This window comes from Pseudoalteromonas sp. US3C1004 (genome assembly GCF_048401065.1).
In the GTDB taxonomy this organism is placed as follows: Bacteria; Pseudomonadota; Gammaproteobacteria; order Enterobacterales; family Alteromonadaceae; genus Pseudoalteromonas; species Pseudoalteromonas undina.
Genome location: NZ_CP183073.1, coordinates 2,120,522 through 2,146,981, shown reverse-complemented (window position 1 = coordinate 2,146,981; position 26,460 = coordinate 2,120,522). Strand labels below are relative to the sequence as shown.

The following is a 26,460-nucleotide window of genomic DNA, read 5'->3' as shown; positions in this document are numbered from 1 at the left end:
CATGCTTAGCAAGTGGTAACATAGCTTTTCTGTTAATCGTGAAGGAAAGCAACTAAATGGTACAAATATACAACACACTGACACGCCAAAAAGAACAATTTAAACCTATGGTCGATGGAAAAATCGACATGTATGTGTGTGGTATCACCATTTATGATTACTGTCACATTGGCCATGCACGCACATTTGTGGGTTTTGATGTGATTGTTCGCTATCTTCGTCATTTAGGTTACGACTTAAAGTACGTACGTAATATTACCGATGTTGATGATAAAATTATTAAGCGCGCAAATGAAAACGGTGAGGCGATTAACGACTTAACCGTGCGTATGACTAAAGCCATGCATGAAGACTTTGACAGTTTAAATATGCTACGTCCTGATGTAGAGCCAACGGTTACAGGTCACATGGATGAAATTATTGCTATGGTTGAGCGTTTGATTGCCAAAGGCCATGCTTATGTTGCAGCCGATGGCGACGTTTTATTTGATGTATCAACCTTTGAGCAATACGGAGCACTTTCGCAGCAAGATTTAACTATGCTGCAATCGGGGTCACGTGTTGAAGTAGCGCAAGATAAAGACGATCCTCTTGATTTTGTTTTATGGAAAAAAGCTAAAGCAGGGGAGCCATCGTGGTCTTCACCTTGGGGAGAGGGGCGCCCTGGGTGGCATATAGAATGTTCAGCGATGAGTTCAAAGCACCTAGGTGAGCACTTTGATATTCATGGTGGTGGTTCAGATTTACAGTTCCCACATCACGAAAACGAAATTGCGCAATCATGCTGTGCTAATAACGGTCAATACGTCAATACTTGGATCCACACCGGTATGGTTCAAGTGAACAAAGAAAAGATGTCTAAATCATTAGATAACTTTTTTACCGTTCGTGAAGTATTAAAGCAATACGATGCTGAGTCGGTTCGCTACTTTTTAATTTCTGGCCATTACCGCAGTCAACTTAATTACTCGCAAGAAAACTTAGACCAAGCACGTTCATCACTTGAGCGTATTTACACGGCATTACGTGGTGTTGAGCCAGTTGAATGTGAGCTTGAGGGTAATGAGTATGTAGCTAAGTTTAGAAAAGCTATGAATGATGACTTTAATTCGCCAGAAGCATTACCGGTTGTATTTGAAGTTGCTAAAGAGCTAAACCGAGTAAAAGAAAGTGATAGCGAAAAAGCAGGACATTTAGCCTTTGTTCTACGCAGCTTAGGTGAAATACTTGGTATTGCTCAGCAAGCACCAGAGGCATTTTTACAAGGCGGTCAAAACGACGATGAAGTGGCTGAAATTGAGGCACTGATAGTCAAACGTAATGACGCACGTGCCAGTAAAAATTGGGCTGCAGCAGATGAAGCTCGCGATGCTTTAAATGCACTGGGTGTAATACTTGAAGATTCAGCGGGAAAAACAACGTGGCGTAAAGCATAGGGTTTGTCGACCTTGGCAGATTTAGCCATAACGCGCTGATCACAAAAAAAGGGTTACCATAGGGTAACCCTTTTTTGGTTATATCAATTGCATTAAATTGATTATGTTTTTAATAAAATTGACGCTGTTGACCTCAATCATAGTTGAGGTTTTAAACTCGCATTCATCAATTTAAAAATGGAAAATTAATGAATATTCTACTTGCCATGATCCCTGCTTTTTTATGGGGCACGACTTATGCAGTGACTAAGTACGCAACCCCAGAGTGGCCACCAATCTTATTAGGTGCCATACGCGCACTTCCTGCCGGTTTATTGTTGTTGCTGTTTAAACCTTCTTGGCCAACGGCTAAACAATGGCCAGGCATTTTTCTGATCGGCGCAATTAATATTGCGTTATTTTTTAGCTTTATTTTTGTAATGGCAATTAACCTACCAGCAGCTATCGCAGGCGTGGGAATGGTATCTGTCCCTGTGGTTGCATTATTATATGCATGGCTTGTAAAGCGACAACAGCCAGCGCTGGTGCAAGGTTTTTGTGCCCTTGCTTTAGTGGTTTTAGCATGGCGCTTATTTGATCCACAACATGTAGCACTTAATGTTTTGGGGGTTTTAGCGCTGATAGGGGCGTTATTAACTATTGTGATAGGCAGTACGCTGGTAAAAAAAGTAACGGCTAAAGTACACTGGTGGACGGTACTCACGTGGCAGCTAATCATTGGTGGTAGTTTGCTAGCAATTGCGGCTATGGTTCAAGCTTTTTATTTTGCCCCTCAGCAGTATCAATTTTTAACTGCATCAATAAATACCACGCAATGGCTGGCGTTATTTTGGCTAGTGGTCCCTAATACTGCTTTGGCTTACATCCTATATGTTTGGTTATTAGGGCGAATGTCAGTAGTTGAGTTTACTTTTGGCACTATAGCCAACCCAATTGCCGGTATTTTATGTGCCGGAATATTAATTAACGAGCAGTATGCAAGTTGGCAATATGCAATTATGTTATTGATGATCGTGTTTTCGGTTTTGCCACAAGGCTTGGACTTAATAAAACGAAGAATGATGATACAAAAAGCCCGCAATTAAGCGGGCTTTTCATTACTATATTTTTTATTTATTAGCTGTGATATTTCTCACACGCTTCTAACGTATTTTCAATTAGACTGGCAACAGTCATTGGGCCTACACCACCAGGTACAGGGGTAATAAAGTCAGCTTTTTGCTCTGCAACGGCGTATTCAACATCACCCACTAACTTACCGTTGTCTAAACGGTTAATACCCACATCAATAACAATTGCGCCTTCTTTTATCCAATCACCAGGAATAAACTCTGGTTTGCCTACAGCAACAACCAGTAAGTCAGCACGGCGAACATGGGTTTCTAAATCTTGCGTGAACTTATGGCAAACAGTAGTTGTACAGCCAGCTAACAATAATTCAAGTGACATAGGGCGGCCCACAATATTAGAGGCGCCCACAACCACTGCGTGCATACCTTTGTAACGCACACCCGTTGAATCTAATAAGGTGATAATACCCTTTGGCGTACATGGGCGAAGGGCAGGCATTCGCTGCGCCAAACGACCAATGTTATAAGGATGAAAGCCATCAACATCTTTATGCGGGGTAATACGCTCAAGAATTTTTTCTGCATCTAGGCCTGCAGGTAAAGGAAGTTGTACTAAAATACCGTCAACTTCGCCATCAACATTCAATTCATCAATTAATGCTAATAGCGCTTGCTCTGTTGTGTCTGCAGGTAAATCAAATGATTTAGAAATAAAACCCACTTCTTCACAGGCTTTACGCTTTGAACCAACGTAAACTTGGCTTGCTGGGTCTTGTCCAACAAGCACCACAGCTAATCCTGGGGCTCTAAGGTTTTGTGCAACACGTTCTGAAACTCGTTCAGCCACTGCGCTACGTACTTGTTTTGCTACTGCTTTACCATCAATGATGTTTGCCGTCATGGGTGACCTTTAATTAGGTTAATTAACTTGATACCGATACATTTAAAAAACGAATGCATATATAGGGGTTAAAATGCCGATAAAGAAAAAGACCTTCACCTTACTCATTTTTTAATATGGCAGCTATTTTCGCAGAAAAGCGGTTGAGCGCCAAGTTGCTTTTAAATTATAACCCCCCGAATTATAAAAAAGAGTTTAAATTTTATCCCTGTATCGTAATATTTGACCATTATGAACTAAAAATGAGCAATTGATTTGTTTTCTTAAAAAAACGTTTGACCTAACCCGGTCAAATCACTATTATGCACCCCGTTGTCAACGAGGTCACTCGCAGACAATAGTAAGTATCGGCGATTAGCGCAGTTTGGTAGCGCACTTGGTTTGGGTCCAAGGGGTCGCAGGTTCAAATCCTGCATCGCCGACCATTTTTATGTTTACTCATAACAATTTAACTTACTAGTGAACTATGAAGTTTTCGATGCGCCCATAGCTCAGCTGGATAGAGCAACGCCCTTCTAAGGCGTCGGTCGAAGGTTCGAATCCTTCTGGGTGCGCCATTTTGAAAACACTGTAATGCCGTGGTGATTGTAGCTCAGTTGGTAGAGCCCCGGATTGTGATTCCGGTTGTCGTGGGTTCGAGCCCCATCAGTCACCCCAATTTACAAAAAAGAATATCGGCGATTAGCGCAGTTTGGTAGCGCACTTGGTTTGGGTCCAAGGGGTCGCAGGTTCAAATCCTGCATCGCCGACCACTTTTTTATAAGTGGTCTTAAATCCTAAGTTTAAGTATTCGAGAAAATATCTATATCGGCGATTAGCGCAGTTTGGTAGCGCACTTGGTTTGGGTCCAAGGGGTCGCAGGTTCAAATCCTGCATCGCCGACCATTTCCCCTTTAGCTCCATATTCTAAATCTCTATTTTATTTAAAATAACTCTATTTTTTGCTTCTATTCATTCTATACAGTTTAATTAGCCTGTTTTTTATTCGCTTAGTCGTTATCTGCCTTTAACTACCCCAAATAATTGCCCCCCACACTCGACTATCATGAATATTAGGTTATAATGCCGCGTCTATTTGTTTAAAAATATAGTGCCCTTAGGGCAGAGCAGCAATGGTATCTCCTGGTAGCGACGGATTTTTTTAAGCTCTAAGGCTTGAATTTTATCAAGACGCCTATAGATTACTTTGTTTGTAATGAAGGCGAAAAGTCGCCAAAATTGAATATTGAGGTAAATCATGCAAGTTTCTGTTGAGACGACTCAAGGCCTTGAGCGCCGTCTGACCATCACCGTTCCTGCAGAGAACGTTGAGACCGAAGTAAAAAAACGCTTACAACAACTGTCAAAAACGCAGCGTATCGACGGTTTCCGTGCTGGTAAAGTTCCAGTATCAGTAATCAACAAGCGTTTCGGACCAGCTGTTCGTCAAGAAGTTGCTGGCGAAGTAATGCAACGTAATTACATTGAAGCAATTGTTGCTGAAAAAATTAACCCTGCTGGCGCACCTACATTTGCTCCAAAAGCACTTGAAGCAGGTAAAGATTTAGAGTTCTCAGCAACATTTGAAGTTTACCCTGAAGTTGAAGTTCAAGGTTTAGATAAAATTGCTGTTGAAAAACCAGCGGCAGAAGTAACTGATGAAGATTTAGCAAACATGCTAGAGACACTTCGTAAGCAACACGCTTCTTGGGCTGACGTTGATGCAGCTGCTGGCACAAACGACCGTGTAACGGTTGATTTCGTTGGTACTATCGACGGTGAAGAATTCGAAGGCGGCAAAGCTGAAGATTTCCCATTAGAACTTGGCCAAGGTCGTATGATCCCAGGTTTTGAAGACAACATCGTAGGCAAAAAAGCAGGCGAAGAAGTGGTTGCTGACGTAAACTTCCCTGAAGATTACCACGCTGAAAACTTAAAAGGTAAAGCGGCTCAATTCACTATCACAGTGAAAAAAGTTGAAGCGCAAGAATTACCTGAATTAAGCGATGAGTTTGCAACTAAATTCGGTGTTGCCGAAGGCGGCGTAGACGCGCTTAAAGAAGAAGTTAAAAAGAACATGACACGTGAGCTAGACCAAGCGGTTAAAGCTAACGTAAAAGACCAAGCAATCAAAGGTCTTTTAGAGCAAAACGAAGTTGAAGTGCCTAAAGCATTAATCGACCAAGAAGTTGACGCTTTACGTGAGCAAGCTGCTCAACGTTTTGGTGGTAACGGTCAAAATATGCCTGAGCTTCCAGCTGAATTGTTCCATGAGCAAGCAGTTACACGAGTTAAAACTGGCCTATTATTAGGCGAAGTGATCAAAGCAAACGACATCAAAGTTGATGACGCTAAAGTTGAAGCACTTATCGCTACTGTAGCATCTGCATACGAAGATCCAACTGAAGTAGTAGAATACTACAAAGCAAATGATCAACTAATGCAACAAATGCGTAATGTAGCAATGGAAGAGCAAGCTGTTGAAGCTATTTTAGCTAAAGCAACTGTGACTGATGTTGAAAAAGCATTTGATGACATCATGAATCCACAGCAAGGTGCATAATAAGTCATTGACTTAAGCGCTCGCTAACGATTAAATGGCTCGTGTTACTCTGTTTATGCAGTGTGCCCGGGCCATTTTAGTTTGTGGTTCTTAATTAGCTAAAAATGATCATTATGCTTTTCTTAGAATAAGTATAAGCGCATAAGGAATTAAATAAGTATGAACACTGGTATGACAGATCCCCTAAACGCATTAGTACCAATGGTTGTTGAGCAAACAGCTAAAGGCGAGCGCTCGTTTGATATTTATTCGAGACTATTAAAAGAGCGTATTATCTTTTTAACGGGCCAAGTTGAAGACAACATGGCAAATCTGATTTTAGCGCAAATGCTTTTCTTAGAATCAGAGAACCCAGATAAAGATATCTTCTTATATATCAATTCACCGGGTGGCTCGGTCACTGCGGGAATGGCTATTTACGATACAATGAATTTCATCAAACCTGATGTAAGTACTATTTGTGTGGGCCAAGCGGCTAGCATGGGTGCGTTTTTACTATCTGGTGGTGCTAAGGGTAAACGTTTTTGTTTACCTAATTCACGTGTAATGATTCACCAACCATTAGGTGGATTCCAAGGTCAAGCATCTGATTTTGAAATACACGCGAAAGAAATCCTGTCTATTAAAGACAAATTAAATCGCTTAATGGCTGAGCATACTGGCCAACCGCTTGATGTTGTTTCACGTGATACAGACCGTGATAACTTTATGAGTGCAAGCCAAGCTGTAGATTACGGTATTGTTGACTCAGTATTTACTAATCGCGGTAGCAAGTAAGTATGCCTGCAAGCAGTAATGCTTGCTAATGAGAGTTACTATGCGAAAAAGCCTAAATTTTGGTATAGTTAAAGCGTATTAAAATAGCCACCAAGACTTTGGTGGCCAACGTAATAAAATGAGGTAGCTGAATGTCTGACACTCCTACAGACGGCGACAAAAGTAATAAATTGTTATACTGCTCTTTTTGCGGCAAAAGCCAGCATGAAGTTCGAAAATTAATTGCAGGACCTTCAGTATACGTTTGTGATGAATGTGTAGAGCTGTGTAATGATATTATCAGGGAAGAAATTAAAGACATCGCGCCTAAGCATGATGCCGCTGACAAATTACCTGTGCCAAAAGAAATTCGTAACCACTTAGACGACTACGTAATTGGCCAAGAGCATGCGAAAAAAGTGTTGTCTGTAGCGGTTTACAATCACTACAAGCGTTTACGCAACCAATCAACTAAACAAGACGTTGAACTAGGTAAAAGTAATATTTTATTAATTGGTCCAACGGGGAGTGGTAAAACACTACTAGCTGAAACGTTAGCACGTTTGCTAGATGTGCCGTTTACAATGGCCGATGCCACCACGTTAACCGAAGCCGGTTATGTGGGTGAAGATGTTGAAAACATCATTCAAAAGCTTTTACAAAAATGTGACTACGACGTAGAAAAAGCACAACGTGGTATTGTTTACATTGATGAAATTGACAAAATTTCACGTAAATCAGATAACCCATCAATCACCCGTGATGTATCAGGTGAAGGTGTACAACAAGCCTTACTTAAATTGATTGAAGGTACCGTTGCTTCTGTTCCGCCACAAGGTGGACGTAAACATCCACAGCAAGAGTTCCTGCAAGTAGACACTTCTAAAATTCTGTTTATTTGTGGTGGCGCATTTGCTGGTCTTGATAAAGTTATTGAACAGCGTAGCCACAAAAATACTGGCATTGGTTTTGGCGTTAACGTTAAAGAGTCGGCAGCGAGCCGCTCTTTAAGTGAAACATTTAAAGATGTTGAGCCAGAAGATTTAGTAAAATATGGTTTAATTCCAGAGTTTATTGGCCGTTTACCTGTTGTTGCTACATTGACTGAACTTGATGAAGCTGCACTGGTACAAATTTTAAGTGAGCCTAAAAACGCTATTACTAAGCAATTTTCAGTATTGTTTGGGATGGAAGACGTTGAGCTTGAATTTCGTGATGATGCACTACGTGCTATTGCTCACAAAGCAATGGAACGTAAAACCGGTGCACGTGGCCTGCGTTCAATCGTAGAAGGTGTATTGCTTGATACTATGTATGAGCTGCCTTCAATTGATAACGTAAGTAAAGTGGTTGTTGATGAAACCGTTATTAAAGGTGAGTCTGATCCAATCTTGATTTATGACAGCAGTAATCAAGAACAAGCCGCAGCAGATTAAATTCTGAGCAAGTTGTAAAAAAAAGGAGCCAATGGCTCCTTTTTTTATAATTAATTTAATCGAGTTGGCAAAAATTGTTGAACTTTAATTAGGTTATCCCCATATACTTGAGTAATCTTTAAATAAATGAAGTGCAAAGAGAAAATACAATGACGCTTGAGAGAAACGATCGAGTCGAAATCCCTGTGCTAGCACTGCGCGATGTAGTGGTGTATCCACACATGGTGATCCCGCTTTTTGTAGGCCGTGAAAAATCAATAAAATGCCTTGAAGCGGCAATGGATAAAGACAAACAAATTTTCTTAGTTGCACAAAAAGATGCAACTGTAGACGAGCCTGAGAAAGACGATATTTATCGTGTAGGGACAATTGCGACTGTACTTCAATTATTAAAGCTACCCGATGGTACAGTAAAAGTATTAGTTGAAGGCACGCAGCGTGCAAATATCGAAGAGTTTATTGATAACGAAGATTTCTTTGTTGCCAATGCTCAGTTTATTGAATCTGATTCAGTAAACGAGCAAGAACAAGATATTTTTATTCGCAGTGCATTAAGCCAGTTTGAAGGCTACGTAAAATTAAATAAAAAAATCCCACCTGAAGTGATGACTTCGGTCTCTGGTATTGATGAGCCAGCGCGTCTTGCTGATACCATGGCTGCGCACATGCCATTAAAAGTGCCTGAAAAACAAAAAGTACTTGAAATATCAAGCGTTACGGAGCGCTTAGAGTACTTAATGGCGTTGATGGAAGGTGAAATAGACTTACTGCAAGTTGAGAAAAAAATTCGTACCCGCGTTAAAAAGCAGATGGAAAAATCGCAGCGTGAGTATTACCTCAATGAGCAAATGAAAGCGATTCAAAAAGAGCTTGGCGAAATTGACGATGTACCAGATGAATTCGAAGCGCTAAAAAAACGCATCGAAGAGTCAGGTATGCCTAACGAAGCGAAAGAAAAAGCCACGGCAGAGTTTAACAAACTTAAAATGATGTCGCCGATGTCGGCAGAAGCTAGTGTTGTTCGCTCATACATAGATACGTTAATCAACGTACCGTGGAAAAAACGCTCTAAAGTGAAAAAAGATTTAGCAGGCGCGCAAAAAATACTAGATAGCGATCACTACGGACTTGATAAAGTTAAAGAGCGTATTATTGAATACCTCGCGGTACAGCAGCGTACTAATAAGCTTAAAGGGCCTATTTTGTGTTTAGTTGGGCCGCCAGGGGTAGGTAAAACCTCTCTTGGGCAATCTATTGCGCGTTCAACTGGCCGTAAGTACATTCGTATGGCACTGGGTGGTGTACGTGATGAAGCTGAGATACGTGGTCACCGTCGTACTTATATTGGCTCTATGCCTGGTAAATTGATTCAAAACATGACTAAAGTGGGCGTTAAAAACCCGTTATTCTTGTTAGATGAAATTGATAAAATGTCAGCGGATATGCGTGGAGACCCTGCATCAGCTTTACTTGAAGTACTTGATCCTGAGCAAAACAGCCATTTTGCTGATCATTACCTAGAAGTCGATTACGACTTATCTGATGTAATGTTTGTTGCTACCTCTAATAGCTTTAATATTCCTGGGCCTTTATTGGACCGTATGGAAGTTATTCGTTTAGCCGGTTATACCGAAGATGAAAAATTAAATATAGCTAAAGAACATTTAATTCCAAAGCAAGTTAAGCGTAATGGCTTAAAAGAGAAAGAAGTTGAAATTGCTGACAGTGCCATTATCGGTATTATTCGATATTACACGCGTGAAGCGGGCGTTCGTAACTTAGAGCGTGAAGTGTCTAAATTATGCCGTAAAGCGGTTAAAAATATCTTAATGGAAAAAGACACCAAAACGGTCACTATCGATGCAGATAACCTTGAAGAGTACTTAGGTGTGCAACGCTTTGATTATGGTAAAGCAGAAGATGGCGACCGTATAGGCCAAGTAACTGGCCTAGCATGGACAGAAGTAGGCGGTGACTTACTAACGATTGAATGTGCTGCAGTACCAGGTAAAGGCAAATTGACTTACACCGGCTCGTTAGGCGATGTAATGCAAGAGTCGATTCAAGCGGCAATGACTGTTGTGCGTAATCGTGCTGATGAGCTACGTATTAATAGCGACTTTTATGAAAAACGTGATATTCACGTGCATGTACCTGAGGGTGCAACTCCTAAAGATGGTCCAAGTGCGGGTATCGCAATGGTTACGTGTTTGGTTTCAAGCCTAACGGGCAATCCAGTGCGCTCTGATGTGGCCATGACGGGTGAGATTACCCTACGAGGTGAAGTACTGCCTATTGGTGGTTTAAAAGAGAAATTATTAGCGGCTCACCGAGGTGGTATTAAAACGGTGGTGATCCCTAAAATTAACGAACGTGACTTAAAAGAGATACCTGATAACGTATTGGCGGGTCTTGAGATTCACCCTGTTACGTGGATTGACGAAGTATTGAAGCTTGCTTTAGTGCATCCAGTTGATAGTTTTTCAGTCGAAACACCAAAAAAGCAGTAAAAAAGCCAAAAAAAGTGCTTTTAGGGGCTTTTCAAATCTAAACGGTATGATAAGTTAAGCACTGGTTTTCAAGCCTAGCCCTTGCAGGGCCTAGGCTTAAGAAAAATATAATCATATGAGCTTTAAAAAAATTGCTCAAAAATTTCAAAACAGTGATGTTAGTTTAAAAAACAATCGCTCTTGATAACAACAATGAAAGAGGATGATATTGTGAATAAATCTCAATTAATCGATCAAATCGCAGCTGATGCTGACATTTCTAAAGCGGCTGCAGGTCGTGCACTAGATTCATTCATCGAATCTGTATCTGGCGCGCTAAAAGATGGTGACTCAGTTGCACTTGTTGGTTTTGGTACTTTCTCTGTACGTGAGCGTGCTGCTCGTGCAGGTCGTAACCCACAAACTGGTGAAACGATTCAAATTGCTGCAGCTAACATCCCAGCTTTTAAAGCCGGTAAAGCGCTTAAAGACGCAGTAAACTAATCATTGTGTAAACAATTTAGTTATGGCGAGTAAAGATACGCTTAATTATTGCAATCGATAAATTAAGTTACTTCACCGCCAGTTACTTCAAGTGAAAAAGCGTATCTGGTAAGATACGCTTTTTTTACATATGACAAGGTAGAAAATACCTTGCTCAGAAAAGAGATAAACAAATGCTTGAGAAAATCAGAGAAGGTTCGCAAGGGCCGGTAGCCAAAGTCATTTTAGGCGCGGTGATTTTATCTTTTGCCTTAGCTGGGATCGGTAGTTACTTAGGTCAAACCACAGAACAACCCGTTGCTGAAGTAAATGGAATTAAAATTAGCCAAACAGAATTTAGCCGTGCGTTTCAAAATGAACGTAGCCGCTTAGAACAACAATTTGGTGAGTACTTTACCCAAATAGCAGCTGATCCAACTTACATGGCTCAAATCCGTCAAGGTGTGATTGACCGTTTAGTACAACAAGAATTACAAAGTCAGTTAGCTGCCGAGCTTGGTTTGCGCGTAAGTGATGAAAGCGTTCGTAAAACAATTTTAGAGCTACCTTATTTTAAAATTGGCGATAAGTTTAATAACGACCGTTATTTACAAGTTATTCGTCAAATGAATTTTCAACCTGACGCATTTCGTGAATACCTGCGTGATGATATGACGCGTAGCCAGTTAGTATCTGCCGTTGCGGGTACTGATTTTGCGCTGCCAAATGAGCTTAAATCAGCCATTGCGTTGCAACAGCAAACACGAAGCATTGATTATTTAGTAATTGATAAACAAGCAATGCAAGCTGATGTTGAAGTTACAGAGCAAGAAGTTGCGGATTACTATGAATTAAACGCAGGTCAATTTTTATCACCTGAATTAATTTCAGTTAATTACATCGAACTAAATGCAGATGATATTGATGTTGCATCGGTAAGCGAAGATGATGTAAAAGCATATTACGAGCAGAGTAAAGCGCAATATGTTGAGCCAGAAAAGCGTCGTGTATCGCATATTCTAATCGACAATAGCGAAGATGATGATGCGGCTAAAGCGAAAGCTGAGTCGTTACTTGCCCAGCTTAACGCAGGTGCTGATTTTGCTGAGCTAGCAGAGACATCGTCAGATGACATTGTTAGTGCCGAAATGGGTGGCGATTTAGAGTGGATTGAACGTGATGTTATGGAACCAGCATTTGAAGATGCAGCGTTCGCATTGCAAAACAAAGGTGATTACTCTGACGTTGTTGCCTCTGAATTTGGTTATCACATCATCAAACTGACTGATCTACAAACTCAACAAGTTAAACCGTTTGATGAGGTTAAAGCTGACTTACGAGCTGAACTTGAGCAAGCTGAAAAAGTAGATGCGTTTTACGAGAAGCAAACAGAAATGGGGGCATTAGCCTTTGAGATTTCTGATCGCTTAGACGATGCTGCTGAAGTGGCGGGTGTAGAAGTACAATCTACTTCTTTACTAGCGCTTAGCGCGCTTCCTGAGCCGCTTAATAACCCAGCGGTTGTGACTGCCTTATCATCAGTTGAACTACTAGAAGATAAAGTCAATTCAGAAGTAATTGAGCTTGGTAATGAGCACGTGATTGTGGTGCGTGTAAATGAGCACCAACCTGCGGCAACGAAAGCATTAAGCGAGGTAAGTGAGCAAATTAAAACACGCTTAATGAATGAAAAGGCATCAGACCTTGCAAAAGAAAAAGCACGCACCTTATTTGCACAAGTAAAAGAAGGCAAGAGCTTAAACGATGTGGCTGCTGAGCAATCACTAAACGTTCGTCAAGAGTCGCAACTAACTCGTGAAAGCTTTGCTGTTTCACCTGCTATCGTTACCCAAGTATTCAAGATGGCACATCCTAGTGATGCGGCTGTATATGATATGGTTAACTTAAATAATGGCGATGCAGCGATTGTTGCGCTTAAAGCGGTAAATGATGCACCAGTGAGTGACAACATTGAGCCACAAATGAAGCAAAACATTACTATGGCGCAAGCGCAGAAAAACTATACGGTATTCATTGAATCGCTTAAGCAACAAGCAGAGCTTAATGTACCAAAAGCAGCTCAAGCAGCTGAATAAGTAATAGCTAAATTAAAAAGGGCGCCAATTGGCGCCTTTTTTGTTTAGACATTAACAACTCAATAAGCGCTGAGTAACCTTTGATTGCGGGTTTTGAAAAATAGTTTCTGTAGCGCCGTATTCAACAATCTCACCCTTATTGAGTACCACTAGCTGGTCGCTAATATGGCGCACTAAACTTAAATGATGGGTGATCAAAATATAGGTTAATCCAGTTTCAAGCTGTAGTTTAAGTAATAGATTTACTATTTGCGCTCTTACAGAAGGGTCAAGCGATGAAAGTGCCTCATCGAGTACAACGACCTTAGGATCTAATATAAGCGCGCGAGCGAGCGCTACACGCTGTAATTGCCCCACACTAAACATATGCGGATAGTATTGCTGATGATCGACCAGTAGACCCACTTTAAGCAGCGTACTACCAATTTTTTCACTACGTTGAGTTTTATCAAAATCAGTATTGAATTTTAGGCAATCATCGAGCATTTCAGCAATGGTCACTGCTGGGTTTAATGAGGTGGCGGAGTCTTGAAAAATCATTCGGATATAACGACACTGCGCATCACGATTACCATTGTTTTCTATAGTGTTATTCTCCAATAATATCTGCCCGCTATCGGCACTGTATGCACCCACTAATAATTTAGCCAGGGTACTTTTTCCTGAGCCTGTTTCACCAATAATGGCAATTGTTTCACCTTTACCAATACAAAATGAGATGTTTTTTAAAACATCAAACTTTTTACGGCTAAACAGACCCGCTCGCATGTTAAAGGTTTTTGATAAGGCTTGAACTTTTAACAGTGGCTGCATTATTTTATTTCCTTGATCAGCGGGAAGTGACAGGCGTAGCTATGACCATGATGCTTTGAAAGTTTAGGCGCAACCACACATTCTTTTTGTGCTTGTGGGCAACGTGGACCGAGTCGACAACCAATCGGTAAATGTTGTAATGTTGGTATGGTGCCTTTAAGCGCATAAAAGGGTTCTTTATGGGCTAAACCATGCTCATAATCGGGCAGGCTTTTTAGTAAAGCCTGCGTATACGGATGACGAGGTTGGCTAAAAATACGGTGTGTTGGACCTGCTTCAACCATTTGACCGCAGTACAACACATGAATACCATGCGACCAATTAACAATTTCTTCCAGCTCATGAGAGATCATCAAAATAGACATGTTCTTTAGCTGATTTAAACTTTTTAATAACCTAAACACCTGTGCACGGGTGGTGCTTTCTAGTGCGGTTGTAGGCTCATCAGCAATGAGTAGCTTCGGTGTACGGGCAATCGCCATGGCTATCATAACCTTTTGGCATACGCCCTCAGAGAGCTCATGCGGGTAGCTATCAAGCACCGCTTCATGATTTTTAATACCTACTTTATGTATTAAGGCTTTAACACGATCTTTACGCTCTCGGTTGCGTTTTAAGAAAAATCCTTTAGCAGCCACTTCAGGCAGTGTTTCAGCGATTTGGTTAAATATTTTAGCAGTAGGATCTAGACAGCGACTGGGGTCTTGGTAAATCATCGCAATGTCTTGGCTAACTGTTTTACGGCGTTGCTCTGGTGTTAAGCGCATTAAGTCAACACCACGCCAATGCATTCTATCTGCGGTTATCACCCAGCGCTCATTAAGCACGCCGACGATGGCTTTTGCAATTAAGCTTTTGCCAGAGCCTGATTCGCCCACTAAAGCGTGTACTTCACCTTCTTTTAAACTAAAGCTTACGCGATCAACAGCACGAATGGCGGTTTCGGAAGTTTGAAGTTCAATGGTTAAATTTCGAATATCTAGTAACTGCATCTAATCGGCCTTACGCGCTTGTAAAACTTTGCGAAGTCCATCGCCCACTAAGTTTGTTGAAAGAACCGCTAAAAATAACAGCACGCCCGGCAATGCTACCGTCCAAGGTGCTAAATATATAAGTCCTAAGTTCTCTGCTAAAATTGCGCCCCATTCAGTAGTCGGCGGCTGTGCACCCAGTTTTAAAAAACCTAATGCCGCAATATCTAAAATAGCAGTAGAAAGCGCCATCGTAAAAATAACTACAATATATTCATACACATTAGGAAAAATCCCGCGTGATAAAATATGCCATTTAGAGGCGCCATCTAAGCGGTAGGCTGTAACATAATCTTTGCCAAGTTCGTCAACTATCAGGTTTCTAATTGAATGAATAAACTGGGGTAATAAGGCTAAAATAATTGCCCATACGGTATTCATTAATCCAGGCCCGAGTATGGCAATAATAATGATGGCCAGTAACAATGAGGGAATTGACAGCGTTACATCCAGTAAGTGGTTCAAAAAACTAGAACGTATGCCTTTACTGATCCCTGCAAAGGTACCTACCAACACACCAATAACAGTGGTGATCAGTGCAGCCACAACCGATAACCCGAACGTATATGTGGCGCCATTCATTAAACGAGACAGCACATCTCGGCCTAAATCATCGGTGCCAAGTATAAACCGCACATCGCCCATTTCATTCCACGAGGGAGGCAGTAATAGTGCATCACTGTGCTGTTGATTTACCCCATAAGGCGCAAGAAAAGGCGCGGTAGCCGCTAACAGGCTAAAGGCAATAAACACCCATAAACCAACCAGTGCAGGGTGGTTATTTTTAAACTTTCGCCAGAGTCTCGCTAATGGCGATTTATTTGAATCTTCTGAAAATAAGTTAAACTTTGCCATGCGCTTGGTTCCGAGACAGAGGATCGAGTAGGGTGTAGGTCAGTTCGGCCATAATTGTGGCAATAATAATAAATAAAGAGACGGCCATTAACCCACCTTGTATGGCGGGATAATCACGTTGATAAATACTGTCTATTAACCAGCGACCGATCCCAGGCCACGAAAAAATAACTTCAGTGATCATCGCTAGGGTGATCAAGGTACTAAACTGCAAACCTATTTGTTTTATAACCGGTAGTAAGGCATTTCTTAGGGCGTGATGAATAATAAGCTGCCCACGAGTAAGCCCTTTGGCGCGAGCTGTTTTAATGAAGTTTTGATCCATCACTTTTAACATCGATTCGCGAGTAAAGCGCACTAATACCGTGGTTGGATACATAGCAAGTACAATAGTAGGTAAAGTAAGGTGATGCAGCGCATCTAACATGGCCAAACCATTGTAAGGAAAATCAGCGAGTAAAATATCCAGCAAAATAAATCCTGTGCTCGCGGGTATCTCATACAACAAGCTCACTCGCCCCGACATGGGAAACCAGCCAAGCTTGAGCGAAAAAATCATAATTAATAATAATGCCAGCCAAAAAATCGGCATAGAATAGCCAATCATCGCTGTAGAGCTAATAAATTTATCAGGCCATTGTTTATTATATGCCGATGCTAAAATACCGACAGGCACACCCACTACCACCGAAATAAATAACGCATAGATACTTAGCTCTAACGTTGCAGGAATTAAATCAACCACATGGGCGAAAACACTGCTCCCCGAGGCGAATGACATTCCCCAATCCCCTTGTAAAATTCGTCCTACAAAGGCGATGTACTGCATAAAGTAGTTACTGTTAAATAAGTACTTTTCTTCTAACTGCGCATTTTGGGTAAAGTTAGTGTCAGGTATGCCGCTTAAGTTACTGAGCGGATCGCCAGGAAATAAATAACTCAACGAAAAGGTAAAAATACTGAGTAGCAACACCATAAAAAATAACAGTCCGAGGCGGCGTAAAATATAATCTAAGATCATTATTTTTTCCTCGCGTTAGCCAACGAAATAGCACCGAATGGCCCTAAGGTAATGCCCTCAACATCTGCGCTACTTGCTTGAAAACGCATGCCATGGGCAATTGGCAGTAAAGGCAATTGTTTGATGATCATGCTTTGTGCTGCGTCGTAATATTGTTTACGTAAATTTAAATCTGTGGTGTCTAACGCTTTGGTTAGCAGTAAATCAAATTCAGGGTTACACCAGTTTGCAGGGTTTTTGCCGCTGAATGTCGCAGTACAACTTAATAATGGGCTAAAAAAGTTATCGGGATCAGGCGTATCAGCTGCCCAACCTAATAACACACTGTCGTGGCGATGCTCTCCAATACGTTGAATAAAGGTGTTCCACTCATATTCTACAATATTTACATTAACGCCAATTTTGCGTAAATCACTTTGCATTAGCTCAGCCATTTTGCGGGCGTTGGGGTTATAAATACGGCTTACCGGCATAGCCCAAATGCTCATATCAAAGCCTTTTGGAAAACCTGCTTCAGTTAATAATTTTTTTGCTAACTGTGGGTCAAAAATAGGCATGTTTTTTTGTAGTTCAAATGCCCATGACGTAGGCGGAAGAATAGATTGTGCACGCAGTCCATTCCCGTAATATACCGCTTGCATTATTTTATCTACATCAATGGCATGAACCAATGCTTGACGTACTTTTAAGTTATCAAACGGTGGACGCTCGGTATTAAATGCCCAGTAACCAATATTTAAGTTAGTTTCTCTTTCAACGTTAATATCATCACGCTGCGCTAAAATACTTAATTGGGCACTACTCGGGTGTGCGGTTACATCACACTCTTTGGTCAATATTTTAGCGATACGGGTGGTACCATTTGGGGTAATGTCGTACACCAATTGCTCAAGGGCAACCTCATGCTTCCAATAATCAGCGTTTTTATAAAAGCGCACTAAATGATCGCGTCGGTACTCTTTATAAATATAGGGGCCTGTGCCAATCGGGTATTGATCAAATAGGTTTTCTTGATTATTAGCTTTGAGCGCCATGGCATATTCTTTAGAGAGCACGACAGCAAAATCGGTCGCCATATTAGCTAAAAAGCTGCTCTCGGCATTAAATAACTCAAATCGTACTTGATGATCAGAGACTCTAACAATTTTACGAATTAGCTGGTCAATCCCCACACTTTGAAAGTAAGGGTAATTAGCATCGCCAATAAAGTGATAAGGATTATAAACGTCGAATAATCGACTAAAAGTAAATATTACATCATCAGCGTTAAATTCACGACTAGGAGTAAAATAAGAGGTGGTATGAAACTTAACTCCTTTGCGCAAAGTGAAGGTAACCGATTTACCGTCTTTACTGATCTTCCAATCAGTGGCAAGTTCACTCTTAAATTCGGCGGTCACGGGGTCAATACTAATTAACCGGTCGTATAACTGGTTAGCAATAATATCGATAGTCGATCCTGTGGTTGTGACTTGTGGGTTAAACGACACAGGGTTAGCCTCGGCGCAATAAACAAGGCCTTGGTTTTTTTCTTCTAAGATTTCTTCTTTACTATCAATGCAACCTACTAAGCTCAATGATATTAAAGCAAGTAATAATTTATGCACCCGCACAACCTCTACTATTCTAGCAAATTGTATTTTTTCAAATAACCACGTAGTTGATGATACGTTAAACCAAGTACTTCTGCAGTCTTCTTTTGATTAAATTGGCTATGTTCTAATGCTTTTTTTATCAATGTAATTTCAAATTCATTAGAGAGCGTTTTTAAGTCGCATGGAAACTCAGGTTCTTTGGTACTTGAACTCAATGCTACAGGCGCTTCTATAGGCTGTGCATGAGTAGTCGGTTCAGATTGTATTATAGCAGGTGCTTGTGCATGTTTTATGCGGGCTTTAGGTCTAAAGCGACTTTCGAATGGGTCTAAAATAATTTTATGTACAGGAATATGTTCATTGCCGTGGCGATACAGACTTCGTTCTACCACATTTTTAAGTTCACGGACATTACCCGGCCACTCATAACTGAGTAAACTTTCTTGTGCACTGCGGGTAAAACCACTAAATAGCTCCCACTCAAGGTCTCGTGCCATGTTCATCGCAAACTGTTCAGCCAGCAACATAATGTCATCTTGACGTTCACGCAGTGGCGGTAAGGTGATCACATCAAACGCGAGTCTATCGAGTAAATCACTTCTAAATTCACCTTGTTGTGCTAAATGGGGTAAGTCTTCATTGGTTGCACAGACTAAGCGAGTGTCTACTTTAACGGTTTGCTTGCCGCCAACACGCTCAAACTCACCATACTCAATCACTCTTAATAGCTTTTCTTGCACCATGGCAGAGGTATTTGCTAACTCATCTAAGAACAAGGTACCACTATTGGCGCGCTCAAACCGGCCTTCATGGCGTTTACTTGCGCCTGTGAAAGCGCCACTTTCATGACCAAATAATTCACTCTCGAGCAGGTTTTCGTTCAATGCCGCACAGTTAAGCTTGACGTAACTTTGATCCCAGCGTTTGGATAAAAAGTGTAAACGTGCTGCAATTAGCTCTTTACCGGTACCACGTTCACCAATAATAAGTACGGGTTTATCTAGGTTAGCCAGTTGCGAAACCTGATCAAGTACCGATAAAAAGCTGTCTGATTGGCCAAGTAAATTGTCCTGTTGGCGATATTGACTCATATTTCCTAACTCTTAGTCATTTTTACTAACAGTTAGTGTATTTCATTATGGCGGATAACAAAAGTAATTTGTAATTTACATTTAACATATTGAAAATAAATGGTATTTTAAAAATATAAAAGTTGGCAAGCATATTGATACTAATAAAAGCAGACACATTTAGATTAAATAATAGAGGTATATGTTATGGGAATTTTTTCACGTTTTGCAGACATTGTTAATTCTAATATCAATGCCATTTTAGATAAAGCAGAAGATCCTGAAAAAATGGTTCGTCTTATTATCCAAGAGATGGAAGATACACTTGTAGAGGTACGCTCTACGTCAGCAAAAACCCTTGCTGAGAAAAAAGAATTAGTACGTCGCGTAGATACACTAAAAGCCCAAGTAAGCGATTGGCAAGACAAAGCCGAATTAGCACTGAGCAAAGATCGTGATGATTTAGCTCGCTCAGCTTTACTTGAAAAGCAAAAATCAGCCGATGCAGTCGCTGCAGTAGAAAGTGAACTTGATCATGTAGAATCTCATATCGAGAAACTACAGCAAGAAGTGACTACGCTACAAGAGAAACTAGCGGATGCTAAAGCACGTCAAAAAGCGATTATTTTACGTCAACGCTCGGCTGAGTCGCGCCTTGAGGTTAAAAAAGCACTTGATAGTTCTAAAGTGGATGATGCACTTAATCGTTTTGAACGTTACGAAACCAAAATTGATGGGCTAGAATCTCAAATAGAGTCTTACGATTTGGGTAAACAAACGTTAGCAGATGAAATTGCTGATTTACAAAAGAATGAAAAAATTGACGACGAGTTAGCTGAACTTAAAAAGAAACTCTCGAATAAATAAATATAAAACAGGGGCCTTGTGCCCCTGACATCAACATTGAATACGGATTGTCAGGAGAGGATTATGTTTGATCCAGAGATACTAATTGCACCCTTTATCTTGTTTATGATTTTTGTTGCACCACTGTGGTTAATTTTACACTACCGAAGCAAAAAGCAGGTAAGCCAAGGGTTAAGCGAGCATGAGCATCACCAGTTATTGGAGCTTGCTCAAAAAGCTGAAAAAATGACTGATAGAATCGAGACATTAGAAGCGTTACTTGATCAAGAGTCACCACAGTGGAGACAAAAAGTATGAACACCAAACGCGAATTATTAAGAGACCCACAGCGCGGTAAAATTGCCGGTGTATGTGCGGGATTAAGTGACTACTTTAATATGGAGTTATGGTTAGTTCGCATTATTTTTGTTAGTGCTGTACTACTAACTGGTGGCCCATTATTTGTGGTAGCGTATATTGCAGCGTGGTTTATTTTAGATAAAAAACAACCCAGTGCTGTAAGTAAAACACAATCAACGTATGGCGGTGATCCGCTAGAAGTAAAATTTAAAGTATGGCAAAAAGGCGAGCCACCGCGTCGTGCGCTGCAAGACTTAAAAGAGCGATTAACTCGTGTAGATAGCCGCCTTCAAAACATGGAACGCTACGTTACTTCAAGCGAGTTTACGGTCAGCCGTGAAATTAATAAACTTTAAGGGATTGATAAGCACCTTGTTTGCAGCGTGCTCAATGACGGCAACTAAGGTGCAAAACACTTTATGAGCCAATCATTTGCAAAAAAGACCTTTAAAAGCGTTAAAGGCAAAGCACAAAAAGCCCTGCATCGTAGTTTAGATCAACACGTTAAACTTGCCGTAACAGGGCTGAGCGGCAGTGGTAAAACGGCGTTTATAAGCGCGTTAGTTAAGCATTTAACCTCTCAGGCGAATGACAACAACTTACCTTTTTTTGATGTGATGCGTGAACATCGCCACATTGCTACTAAAATTGTGCCGCAAGAGGCATTAAATGTTCCCACTTTTGATTATAACCGTGCAATAAGTGCTTTACTGCCAAGTGAAGGCGACCCTGCATGGCCCGCTTCTACCGAACGAATAAATACTTTACGTTTGGCGATTAAATACCAAAGCAACGCGGGTCTGCGCGGTCATTTCTCACCCCAATCGACGCTGTATTTAGATATTATTGACTATCCTGGTGAATGGTTGCTTGACCTACCTATGCTCGCGCAAAGCTTTGAGCAATGGTGCGAGCAACAATATCCATTACTTAGCCAAACGCCACGTGATAAAAGCTCAGCTGAATTTTTACAATCCATAGAGCAGCTTGATTTAGATGCACCGGTAGATGAAAACGCACTGGCTGATATTGCGCGATGTTATCAAACTATGTTGGTAGGGCTAAAAAAAGACACTAAGCTTGCTATGTTACAGCCAGGGCGGATGTTAATGCCGGGTGACTTGCAAGGTGCACCATTATTACTATTTTTTCCAATTAGTCCTGAAAAAATCAGTGACGATGTAGTGGCTGGTTCTAACTTAGCGCATTTAATTAAACGTTTTGATGCTTACGTAAAAGAAGTCGTTAAACCTTTTTATAATGAGCACTTTCGCCATTTTGACCGTCAAATCGTCTTGGTAGATGTACTGAGTGCATTAAATGAAGGTTATGAAACGTTGGCTGAGCAAAGTCGAGTGATCAATCAGTTATTGTCACACTTTAGCTATGGTGATTCTGGTTTTTTTAAACGCTTGTTTAAACCTAATATAGATAAAATATTATTTGCTGCTAATAAGTCCGATCACATCAGTGCGAAGCATCACAAAGATCTTGCACTGTTACTCGATTCGTTAGTTAAAGAGCAAAGCAATCACTTAAAATTTGATGGGGTAAAAATAGAAACACTGGCGATGTCATCAATTGCTGCCACTGTGTCTCGCCAAGTGGTTGATAAGGGGCAAACACTCGACTGTATCTATGGCAAGCCATTGAATGAACAACAGTGGCTAACTTACCTGCCTCCTCAGCCGCCGAGCAGAATGCTCAATAAAAGTGAGTGGCCAGCACATGGGTTTGAGTTTTTATCATTTGCACCTATGCCAAGCCCAGATCAACAGCTTAAGCACATTCGCTTAGACCATGTGATGCAGTACTTGTTAGGAGATAAGTTAACATGAGTGAGTCAACACACCAATTTCAAGCTGGGCGTCGTATTAATGCCCAAAACATTGAGCAGAATGAACCAGATTTATTAGCGGCTAAAGTCGTAGAGCAGGGACAAAGTGAGCAGCCTAGCAAAGATAGCGACGATCTAATTGAACCTGAAATCGATATTGAGCCTGTATATAAAAAGTCTAAGTGGCAAACCCTTAAAGGCCTATTTGCACTGAGCTTTATTGTTTTAATATTATTTGAGTTCGCATTTTCAATTGTATTGGCGTTTCAGCAGTCGGTTATTTTAGGTGGGGTGTACTTAACCGCTGTAATAACCGGTGTACTACTGATATCGCGTTTATTGTGGCGTGAATATAGAATGTTACGCAGCTTAAAGCGTAATCAGCTACACCGCCATGAAGCTAACCGTTTGCTCAATAGTGAGCAGGTAGGCGGGGCGATACCTTGGCTTGAAAAGCTTAATAAACATCAGCAATTAGATAATTTCGAAAACTTTAAAAATCAGGTCGCTACGCACCACAGTGACAAAGAAATAATGTCTCTGTACGCGAATAGCTTACTGATAACGCAAGACAATCAAGCTAAAAAGTTAATAAACCGTTTTGCAACAGAGTCAGCTTTATTAGTTGCTCTAAGCCCAATTGCGCTGGTGGATATGATGGCTGTACTGTGGAGTGGCACTAAATTAATAGAGCAAATAGGCCGCATATATGGCATTGGCTTTGGTTATGCCAGCCGTATTAAACTTTACCGGATGCTTATTAAGCAAGTAATGTTTGTAGGCAGTGCAGAGCTCGTATCTGATTTAGCCGCCACGGCACTCAGTGCTGAATTATTAGGCAAGCTTTCAGGGCGAGCTGCACAAGGTGTTAGTGCCGGTATATTTACAGCGCGTATTGGTTACAAAGCTATGGAGTTAAGCCGACCCTTACCGCGTCTTGAAAACAAGCGCAGCTTGTTAAAAGGCACAGTCCAAGGGATTGCGAGTAAAATTATGAGCCGTAAGGGAGCTGAAACTAAGTAGTGAGACTTCGTTGGCAATATTTGTGTACAGCTTTTTGGGTAAAGTTTGCACAAATAGCCATCTGAGCATCCGGCATGCTTGTGATTTTAAGTGCGGTGCGTTTTATTTATGCTATTGACACACATAATAAAAACGAGAACACACAATGAGCAAGCATCATCAAAATACCCAATGTATCCATGGCCCACAAAAAGCAAACGACCCCCATGGCGCATTAACCTCACCTTTGTATCAAACGTCTACGTTCCATTTTGAAAATGCCGCTCAAGGTGCTGCCCGCTTTGCAGGTGAGGAGCCCGGTTATATTTACACGCGTTTAGGTAACCCAACCACTACTGAACTTGAGCAAAAAGTGGCGCAATTAGAAGGCTGTGAGGCCGCCGCCGCCACGGCAACAGGTATGGGTGCGGTATCCGCTTCGGTACTAAGCTTCCTATCGCAAGGCGATCATTTAATTGCATCAAGCGCTCTGTATGGCTGCACCTTTGCTTTTTTTTCGCATATGTTGCCGCGATGGGGAATTGAAGTCACCTTTGTTGATATGACCAATGAGAGTGAACTGCGCGCAGCCATTAAACCTAACTCAAAAATGATATTTGTAGAAACACCAATCAATCCAACCATGGCAGTGATTGATTTAGCACTTATTGGCGATGTTGCTAAACAGCATAATTTACTGAGTGTGGTCGACAATACGTTTTTAACCCCGCTGCTGCAGTCACCAAAAAAGTACGGTATCGATATTATAATGCATAGCGCGACCAAGTATTTAAATGGTCACGGCGATGTTGTTGCGGGTATTGTGTGTGGTTCACTTGAGCATATTACACAGATTAAAATGACCGTGCTTAAAGATATTGGTGCCACTATTAGTCCACACGATGCGTGGTTAATAAATCGCGGCTTAAAAACTTTAGCTATTCGCATTGAACGCCATTGCCAAAGTGCGCAAACGATTGCTGAGTATTTAGAAGCTCATCCGCAAGTAAATAAAGTGTATTACCCTGGGCTTAAGTCTCACCCGGGTTACAAGTATATTGGTAAGCAAATGAAAGCGGCTGGCGGTGTTATTGCCTTTGAAATTAAAGGGAGCTTAACCGACGGTGAGCATTTTATTGATAGTATGCAACTGTGCACATTAGCGGTTAGCTTAGGCGATGCTGAAACGCTCATTCAACACCCTGCATCAATGACGCATTCGCCATACACTCCCGAAGAAAGACTAGCAGCTGGAATTAGTGATGGTTTAATTCGTTTATCAGTTGGACTTGAAGATGTTAACGATATTATTAACGATCTCAACCAAGCATTTACTAAAATATCTTGAGGTGTAAATTAATGCTTACGAATATTTCTATCTTTAGGCCCCAATAAATATGGTGTGTGTTTTTATCTTTGCTTTACTGTAATTATAAATTTACGATCTGTGTGATCTGCAAAAGTTTTGATCTGCGTCAAGCTATTAAACTTTTGTTCACTTTTGCATAGTATGGCTACATCGAATAGCCAAGCATTTGGCTGTTATTTTGACACCGATTTAGGGTTTTATCCCAAAGAAGGTATTTATGGCTAAAGCAAGTAATTACACCTCCAAAACACCTGATGAAAATGGGGTTATACATTGGAGCGATGAAGAAAATAAAATTTGGTCTGAGCTTGTAGCACGCCAACTTGCGTGCATAGAAGGCAAAGCCTGTGATGAGTACATGGAAGGATTGAAAAAAATCAATCTGCCTCATGATCGTATCCCACAGCTGAGTGAGCTAAACGAAGTACTTTTAGCAACCACAGGTTGGCAGGTTGCACCTGTACCTGCACTTATCGATTTTGATGAGTTTTTTAGGTTACTCGCTAACAAGCAATTTCCTGTAGCTACCTTCATTCGTAGCCGTGAAGAATTTGACTACTTACAAGAACCCGATATTTTTCATGAGATATTTGGTCATTGTGCCATGCTAACCAATCCTGACTTTGCAGAATTTACTCATAAGTACGGGCAACTAGGATACGCGGCAGAGAAAAAAGACCGCGTTTATTTAGCGCGCATGTACTGGTTTACCGTTGAGTTTGGTTTGATGCAAACTGAAAAAGGATTACGTATTTACGGTGGCGGTATTTTATCAAGCCCAGGGGAAACCCAATACGTGTATTCAGATACACCAGAGATTAATCCAATGAATGTGCTAGATGTGCTACGTACACCGTACCGTATAGACATTATGCAACCATTGTATTACACGATTCATTCGATTCATGATCTGTTTGAAATATCTCAAATGGATATAATGACTTTAGTTGAGCAAGCTAAATCACTTGGTTTGCACGACCCTAAGTTTCCTCCAAAAGAAAAATTAGCTAGTTAATTTTTGAAAAAAGTAACGCTAAACTAAGGATTTAAAATGTCTTCATTAAGTGCACAAAAATGTGAAGCCTGTCATGCAGATGCGCCAAAAGTATCTGATGCTGAATTGGCTGAATTAATTAAAAAAATCCCTGACTGGGTGCCAGAAGTACGCGACGGTATTATGCAGTTAGAGCGCGTTTATAAGTTTAAAAACTTTAAACAAGCCATTGCGTTTACTAATAAGGTAGGTGATATGGCTGAAGACGAAGGGCATCACCCAGGTCTATTAACCGAATGGGGCAAAGTAACCGTGACTTGGTGGAGCCATTCAATTAAAGGTCTGCATAAAAATGACTTCATTTGCGCTGCTAAAACAGATGATGTATTTAACGCGCTGTAATTAATTAGATTTGAGTAAATAAAAAGGCACTTTACAGTGCCTTTTTTATTTTTAAT

At 40.9% G+C, this 26,460-nt stretch carries 23 protein-coding genes and 5 tRNA genes; 21 read left to right on the top strand and 7 right to left on the bottom strand.

Annotated elements, in window-relative coordinates; all coding sequences use genetic code 11:
• The first annotated feature begins 56 nt into the window (after window positions 1-56).
• Window positions 57-1,436, top strand: a complete 1,380-nt coding sequence (gene cysS, locus ACNSN3_RS10035) for a cysteine--tRNA ligase (RefSeq protein ID WP_008111049.1) — start codon at window positions 57-59, stop codon at window positions 1,434-1,436.
• A gap of 188 nt (window positions 1,437-1,624) precedes the next feature.
• Window positions 1,625-2,521, top strand: coding sequence for an EamA family transporter (locus ACNSN3_RS10030; RefSeq protein ID WP_054202399.1), 897 nt, complete (start codon window positions 1,625-1,627; stop codon window positions 2,519-2,521).
• Window positions 2,522-2,552: 31 nt separating this feature from the next.
• Here the strand turns inward: ACNSN3_RS10030 and folD are convergent, their stop codons facing one another.
• A complete protein-coding gene (gene folD, locus ACNSN3_RS10025) occupies window positions 2,553-3,407 on the bottom strand; it encodes a bifunctional methylenetetrahydrofolate dehydrogenase/methenyltetrahydrofolate cyclohydrolase FolD (protein WP_008111045.1) in 855 nt (284 codons plus the stop codon).
• Window positions 3,408-3,755: 348 nt separating this feature from the next.
• On the opposite strand from folD, the gene ACNSN3_RS10020 reads away from it, so the two are divergent.
• The 11 genes from ACNSN3_RS10020 (at window position 3,756) to ACNSN3_RS09970 (ending at window position 13,209) form a co-directional block, all read left to right on the top strand.
• A tRNA-Pro gene (locus ACNSN3_RS10020) sits at window positions 3,756-3,832 on the top strand.
• A 55-nt stretch (window positions 3,833-3,887) separates the two neighbouring features.
• Window positions 3,888-3,964 (top strand) — tRNA-Arg (locus tag ACNSN3_RS10015).
• 24 nt (window positions 3,965-3,988) lie between these two features.
• Window positions 3,989-4,064 (top strand) — tRNA-His (locus ACNSN3_RS10010).
• An 18-nt stretch (window positions 4,065-4,082) separates the two neighbouring features.
• A tRNA-Pro gene (locus ACNSN3_RS10005) sits at window positions 4,083-4,159 on the top strand.
• A 56-nt stretch (window positions 4,160-4,215) separates the two neighbouring features.
• Window positions 4,216-4,292: transfer RNA gene (locus tag ACNSN3_RS10000), tRNA-Pro, on the top strand.
• Between the two features lie 352 nt (window positions 4,293-4,644).
• Window positions 4,645-5,949, top strand: a complete 1,305-nt coding sequence (tig, locus tag ACNSN3_RS09995; RefSeq protein WP_418607223.1) for a trigger factor — start codon at window positions 4,645-4,647, stop codon at window positions 5,947-5,949.
• A gap of 159 nt (window positions 5,950-6,108) precedes the next feature.
• Complete coding sequence (gene clpP, locus ACNSN3_RS09990) at window positions 6,109-6,726, top strand: ATP-dependent Clp endopeptidase proteolytic subunit ClpP (RefSeq protein ID WP_008111041.1); 618 nt, start codon at window positions 6,109-6,111, stop codon at window positions 6,724-6,726.
• 131 nt (window positions 6,727-6,857) lie between these two features.
• The gene (gene clpX, locus ACNSN3_RS09985; protein WP_010388064.1) at window positions 6,858-8,141 is read left to right on the top strand and encodes an ATP-dependent protease ATP-binding subunit ClpX; all 1,284 of its coding nucleotides are present in this window, start codon (window positions 6,858-6,860) and stop codon (window positions 8,139-8,141) included.
• A gap of 149 nt (window positions 8,142-8,290) precedes the next feature.
• The gene (lon, locus tag ACNSN3_RS09980; RefSeq protein WP_054202401.1) at window positions 8,291-10,651 is read left to right on the top strand and encodes an endopeptidase La; all 2,361 of its coding nucleotides are present in this window, start codon (window positions 8,291-8,293) and stop codon (window positions 10,649-10,651) included.
• 183 nt (window positions 10,652-10,834) lie between these two features.
• Entirely contained in the window at window positions 10,835-11,134 is a 300-nt protein-coding gene (locus tag ACNSN3_RS09975; protein WP_256872136.1) for an HU family DNA-binding protein, read from the top strand.
• Between the two features lie 173 nt (window positions 11,135-11,307).
• On the top strand, window positions 11,308-13,209 hold the full coding sequence (locus ACNSN3_RS09970; protein WP_054202402.1) for a SurA N-terminal domain-containing protein: 1,902 nt from the start codon (window positions 11,308-11,310) through the stop codon (window positions 13,207-13,209).
• A gap of 51 nt (window positions 13,210-13,260) precedes the next feature.
• Here ACNSN3_RS09970 and ACNSN3_RS09965 read toward each other — a convergent pair whose 3' ends face one another.
• The 6 genes from ACNSN3_RS09965 to pspF are packed head-to-tail and all read right to left on the bottom strand — an operon-like array spanning window position 13,261 to window position 19,615.
• Window positions 13,261-14,022: an ATP-binding cassette domain-containing protein gene (locus ACNSN3_RS09965; RefSeq protein WP_054202403.1), complete on the bottom strand. Its 762-nt coding sequence runs from the start codon at window positions 14,020-14,022 to the stop codon at window positions 13,261-13,263.
• Window positions 14,022-15,014: an oligopeptide/dipeptide ABC transporter ATP-binding protein gene (locus ACNSN3_RS09960; protein WP_010388077.1), complete on the bottom strand. Its 993-nt coding sequence runs from the start codon at window positions 15,012-15,014 to the stop codon at window positions 14,022-14,024. The genes ACNSN3_RS09965 and ACNSN3_RS09960 overlap by 1 nt, the downstream gene beginning before the upstream one ends.
• Window positions 15,015-15,908, bottom strand: a complete 894-nt coding sequence (locus tag ACNSN3_RS09955; protein ID WP_010388079.1) for an ABC transporter permease subunit — start codon at window positions 15,906-15,908, stop codon at window positions 15,015-15,017.
• Window positions 15,895-16,929 (bottom strand): ABC transporter permease, encoded by a 1,035-nt coding sequence (locus ACNSN3_RS09950; RefSeq protein WP_010388081.1) that lies wholly within the window; start codon window positions 16,927-16,929, stop codon window positions 15,895-15,897. The genes ACNSN3_RS09955 and ACNSN3_RS09950 overlap by 14 nt, the downstream gene beginning before the upstream one ends.
• On the bottom strand, window positions 16,929-18,536 hold the full coding sequence (locus ACNSN3_RS09945) for an ABC transporter substrate-binding protein (RefSeq protein WP_054202404.1): 1,608 nt from the start codon (window positions 18,534-18,536) through the stop codon (window positions 16,929-16,931). Before ACNSN3_RS09945 ends, ACNSN3_RS09950 begins: the two co-directional genes overlap by 1 nt.
• A 14-nt stretch (window positions 18,537-18,550) precedes the next feature.
• On the bottom strand, window positions 18,551-19,615 hold the full coding sequence (gene pspF, locus ACNSN3_RS09940; protein WP_010388085.1) for a phage shock protein operon transcriptional activator: 1,065 nt from the start codon (window positions 19,613-19,615) through the stop codon (window positions 18,551-18,553).
• Between the two features lie 186 nt (window positions 19,616-19,801).
• On the opposite strand from pspF, the gene pspA reads away from it, so the two are divergent.
• From pspA to ACNSN3_RS09900, 8 genes are all read left to right on the top strand, one after another.
• Window positions 19,802-20,461 (top strand): phage shock protein PspA, encoded by a 660-nt coding sequence (gene pspA, locus ACNSN3_RS09935; RefSeq protein WP_010388087.1) that lies wholly within the window; start codon window positions 19,802-19,804, stop codon window positions 20,459-20,461.
• Window positions 20,462-20,524: 63 nt separating this feature from the next.
• Window positions 20,525-20,758, top strand: coding sequence for an envelope stress response membrane protein PspB (pspB, locus tag ACNSN3_RS09930; protein ID WP_010388090.1), 234 nt, complete (start codon window positions 20,525-20,527; stop codon window positions 20,756-20,758).
• Window positions 20,755-21,156, top strand: coding sequence for an envelope stress response membrane protein PspC (gene pspC, locus ACNSN3_RS09925; RefSeq protein WP_054202405.1), 402 nt, complete (start codon window positions 20,755-20,757; stop codon window positions 21,154-21,156). Before pspB ends, pspC begins: the two co-directional genes overlap by 4 nt.
• A gap of 63 nt (window positions 21,157-21,219) precedes the next feature.
• Complete coding sequence (locus ACNSN3_RS09920; protein WP_054202406.1) at window positions 21,220-22,638, top strand: YcjX family protein; 1,419 nt, start codon at window positions 21,220-21,222, stop codon at window positions 22,636-22,638.
• The gene (locus ACNSN3_RS09915; RefSeq protein ID WP_418607219.1) at window positions 22,635-23,660 is read left to right on the top strand and encodes a TIGR01620 family protein; all 1,026 of its coding nucleotides are present in this window, start codon (window positions 22,635-22,637) and stop codon (window positions 23,658-23,660) included. Before ACNSN3_RS09920 ends, ACNSN3_RS09915 begins: the two co-directional genes overlap by 4 nt.
• Before the next feature lie 145 nt (window positions 23,661-23,805).
• Entirely contained in the window at window positions 23,806-24,987 is a 1,182-nt protein-coding gene (gene megL / locus ACNSN3_RS09910) for a methionine gamma-lyase (protein ID WP_075169623.1), read from the top strand.
• Between the two features lie 238 nt (window positions 24,988-25,225).
• Window positions 25,226-26,023: a phenylalanine 4-monooxygenase gene (phhA, locus tag ACNSN3_RS09905; protein ID WP_418607218.1), complete on the top strand. Its 798-nt coding sequence runs from the start codon at window positions 25,226-25,228 to the stop codon at window positions 26,021-26,023.
• Between the two features lie 36 nt (window positions 26,024-26,059).
• Window positions 26,060-26,404 carry a 4a-hydroxytetrahydrobiopterin dehydratase gene (locus tag ACNSN3_RS09900; RefSeq protein WP_008111000.1) on the top strand — a complete coding sequence of 115 codons (345 nt, stop codon included), beginning with the start codon at window positions 26,060-26,062 and terminating at the stop codon, window positions 26,402-26,404.
• Window positions 26,405-26,460 lie beyond the last annotated feature (56 nt).